The organism is Bacillus cereus group sp. BfR-BA-01360 (assembly GCF_022663595.1).
GTDB lineage: Bacteria > Bacillota > Bacilli > Bacillales > Bacillaceae_G > Bacillus_A > Bacillus_A cytotoxicus.
The window spans coordinates 1-3,434 of record NZ_JAKUFV010000054.1; the positions used below are offsets into that span (position 1 = coordinate 1).

Below are 3,434 nucleotides of genomic sequence, written 5' to 3' on the forward strand. Positions count from 1 at the left end.
GCCTAATCAATAACTAACCGTTAGGTTGGTGTTCTTAGGAATCTCCCACTTCAAACAGCTCGTAAGAGTGTTAAGTGGGGGTAGTTCAATAAATCTTCCTTAAAGTAAAAAAACAAAAGTGCATTTTTGTATTTGTAAAAATCTTTTCTAGATCATTATAAAATGATTACATGTGATGGAATGATATAGTCGTCGTATTGATTTGTTATATAGCAGTATAACTTAAGAAAAAAGTAGCATAACTAATAGTAAGCAATGATTAGTGTTACTTTTATTTTATAAAAGAAGGAGGAAATGATATGGCATTTATATGGTCTTTAATTGTCGGCGGTATTTTAGGATGGCTTGCAAGTTTGATTACAGGAAAAGATGTACCTGGCGGAGTCATTGGCAATATCGTTGCAGGTATTATCGGTTCATGGGTTGGAACGGCGCTTCTTGGTAGATTTGGTCCTGTTATCGGAGGCTTTGCGATTATTCCAGCCTTAATAGGAGCGATTATTTTAATTTTCATCGTCAGCTTTTTACTAAGGGCAATGAAAAAATAAAAAATTAGGGCTGTTTACAGATTGTAAGCAGTCCTTTTTGTATTCTTGTCTTTAATCTGTTATGCTACTGTTATACCATCAGGAGGTGTTAGCATTGAAATCATTTACAGTAAACTTTCATCAGGAAGACAATGTAAAAGCAACAACAGTACATAAGTTAAATGAAGAAGACTTTAATAAAGCAACCGAAAATGGAACACGTCATTTATTTGATTTAGATACAAACGTTGGTTTTTTTGTATTTTTTGATGCCGAAGATGCAGAAGGAAACGAGCATTATTTAATGTTGCAATATGAAGGTGATCAGGAAGAGCCAAGCGCTTGCTTTGAATTTGATTTAAAATTATTCTATCAATTTTTAGCACTATATTTAAATGACCTTGAATTCCAAGGAGAAACAGAGGAAGAAGAGGAAGAATATGGCCCAATTCATCATTTAGCACATTTATTGTACCATATTGTTGAAGATGGTAAAGATATTGAAGCATAAATACATATCGGACTGCCCTTTTTGGGGCAGTTTTTTAGTTTTCCTATAAATTAGAAACGGTTAGGAAGTTTCACTATATAGAAAGGGATAGTCTCACGAAATAGAGAAGGTGTATAAAGGACATTTCGTGTAAATGATGAGGGAGACGATAAACAGTGATAGTGAATAATACAATTCCGACCTTTCTAAACCTAGATAAAACGGAAGGAATCACGGTGGATGATTTAAAGTGATACTATGCTGCACATGAGGCAGTGTTTGAAGAATACTTTATGTATCATTGTCCGAAAATAGTAGAGAGACTTACAAAAGCAATTGAGAGATATTCAGAGAAGCTAAAAGATATTGAAACGGTTTCTAACATATTACCGGACGTAATTCAAGATGTTATAAATCGCTATAGCTTGCGTTTTAATTTTGAACTACATTTGAATTTTCATTTGTTTGTGGGTGGTTTTAGTTCCAATGCATTTGTTAATAGAGAAATTATTGGTCAAGTGTTTTTGGCAGATGAAAAACTGTCGCCTAAGTTAGAGCACCTTCGTGTGATTGTAGCTCATGAAATTGGGCATATATATCATAATGTTTTATTAGACCGCAGTGGCATAGATTGGCATGATGTGAGTTGGACAGATGGAGCAGTTAGTTTGTATCGTGAAGGAGTTGCAACATATCTATCAAAATAAAGGAATCTGTTTATTATGCATATGATAATGAAGGTGAAGCATGGCTAGAGTGCTATACGAATAAGGAAGTACAAATAAAACAGATGTTTTTCGAGGATTATATGGCTGGATGGAATGATGTGAAAGAAAAAGAATGGTTTCGCTTATCGGGAGGACGTTACTTCGGCTATAATCGACTTGGTTATTTTTTTAGGAACATCTTACATGGAAGATTTAGTAGCACAATTAGGTGAAGAGAAAGCGCTCAACTTTTGGTGCTCACATGATTTAAAAAGTAGTGTAATGAATTGGCTACAAGGATTAATGTAACGAAAGAGGAGGAGATATATGAAAAAGCTTCTTATACTCATGATCAGCCTCATATGTGTATGTATAATAACTGCTTGTAAGAGTGCGGATGAACAGAAGCCACCAACAGAAACATCTAAACAAACTACAAGTAATCAAGCGAATGAAAAGAAAAATGAAACTACAAAGCAATCAAGCGAATCGGAAAAGAAAGAAGTGGGTACGAAACAAGATACGTCAAGCACATCAACGAATTTTAAAACAGTAACCCAAATCAAAAATATATTAGAACAGGCCAAGCAAGGAAAAGTACCGAATGTATCAGTCGCGGCGCACACAGGAGATATTGAAGAAGTAGAAAAAGAATGGGGTAAAGCGGACAAAACTGAGCCAGCTGGTAAAGGAATGTATGCAACATATACGAAGAGGAATGTCGTCATTGGTTTTAATAAAGGATCTCAAATTTTTGATGTTCGCTCCAATCATCCAAACCTTCGTTCACTCACATTACAAGATATTGAAAATGCATTAGGAAAACCGACGACAGTTAAGACAAATGGAGATGACAAAATATATATTTATAAAGTAAACAAACAATTTGAATTAAAATTTGTGATTCCCAATTCCACTGGAAAAGTAGATCATATTTCTGTATTTTCCCCGGAGGATAGTATGAATAATATGTCGGGATAAATGAAGAAACAAGCAAGCTTTCTTAAAAGAGGCAGTGACAGGGTTCTTGCTAGGAACCGCAAAGTAATTTTTTAAAATCGCACAAAATAATAAGATTAGTTACCAAAAAACATAATTTTTTTAACTAATTTAATCTTTATTAAGGTACTTGGAATCAATGACATACGATATTACCAAAAATAATTGTCAAAATGATTACCCTAAACCTTTTCAAAAAGTCACCCTACACTTTTTACAATTTTATTGAATTATACTTTGCGGTTTATGACAGTAACCCTGTCACTATCCAAAAAGGGAAGTTTGCTTTTTTTATTCCCCCTTTTTGGGGGGGTGGGCAAAAACACCCAAATTATAGTTCAATCTAGTAGCGTTACACAAGTATAAAGCGTACGTAATAACAGCGAATAAATAATGAAAGGGTTCTCATTTTTTGGTAGAATATCCATATGAAATTTATTCTTAAGGAAAATTCCGAAAATAATCATAAGGCAGATTGTATGCAAAATATTAAAAATTCGATTGTTTGGCGGGATAAAATAAAGGAGGCAAAACATTAATAAACTAGCAAATTCTCATTTCTATCAAAAGGTGAGGCTCATTATAAAGACAGATTAGAAAAAACAATGGAATTGGCGGATAACTATACACTTGAAGAAATGATAAAAAAAGACGAGGAATTACAAAAAATATTAGAAGTTCTTGAATAATCTGGATACGGAAGTAGGGGAT

3 protein-coding genes and 1 pseudogene are annotated in these 3,434 nt (G+C 33.7%); all 4 read left to right on the forward strand.

Features of this window, described 5'->3' with window-relative positions; genetic code table 11:
- Positions 1 to 299 precede the first annotated feature (299 nt).
- The 4 genes and pseudogenes from MR056_RS21735 (at position 300) to MR056_RS21750 (ending at position 2,705) form a co-directional block, all read left to right on the forward strand.
- Positions 300 to 548, forward strand: a complete 249-nt coding sequence (locus tag MR056_RS21735) for a GlsB/YeaQ/YmgE family stress response membrane protein (RefSeq protein ID WP_012094448.1) — start codon at positions 300 to 302, stop codon at positions 546 to 548.
- 94 nt (positions 549 to 642) lie between these two features.
- On the forward strand, positions 643 to 1,038 hold the full coding sequence (locus tag MR056_RS21740) for a hypothetical protein (protein WP_012094447.1): 396 nt from the start codon (positions 643 to 645) through the stop codon (positions 1,036 to 1,038).
- A gap of 272 nt (positions 1,039 to 1,310) precedes the next feature.
- Positions 1,311 to 2,033, forward strand: a pseudogene (locus MR056_RS21745) (DUF5700 domain-containing putative Zn-dependent protease).
- Between the two features lie 18 nt (positions 2,034 to 2,051).
- Complete coding sequence (locus MR056_RS21750; protein ID WP_048724456.1) at positions 2,052 to 2,705, forward strand: YjgB family protein; 654 nt, start codon at positions 2,052 to 2,054, stop codon at positions 2,703 to 2,705.
- Positions 2,706 to 3,434: the final 729 nt, after the last annotated feature.

What these genes read in the sequence shown, in the direction of transcription:
- MR056_RS21750 (WP_048724456.1), top strand. Translation starts at nt 2,052, where the DNA reads ATGAAAAAGCTTCTTATACTCATGATCAGCCTCATATGTGTATGTATA.
- MR056_RS21735 (WP_012094448.1), top strand. Translation starts at nt 300, where the DNA reads ATGGCATTTATATGGTCTTTAATTGTCGGCGGTATTTTAGGATGGCTT.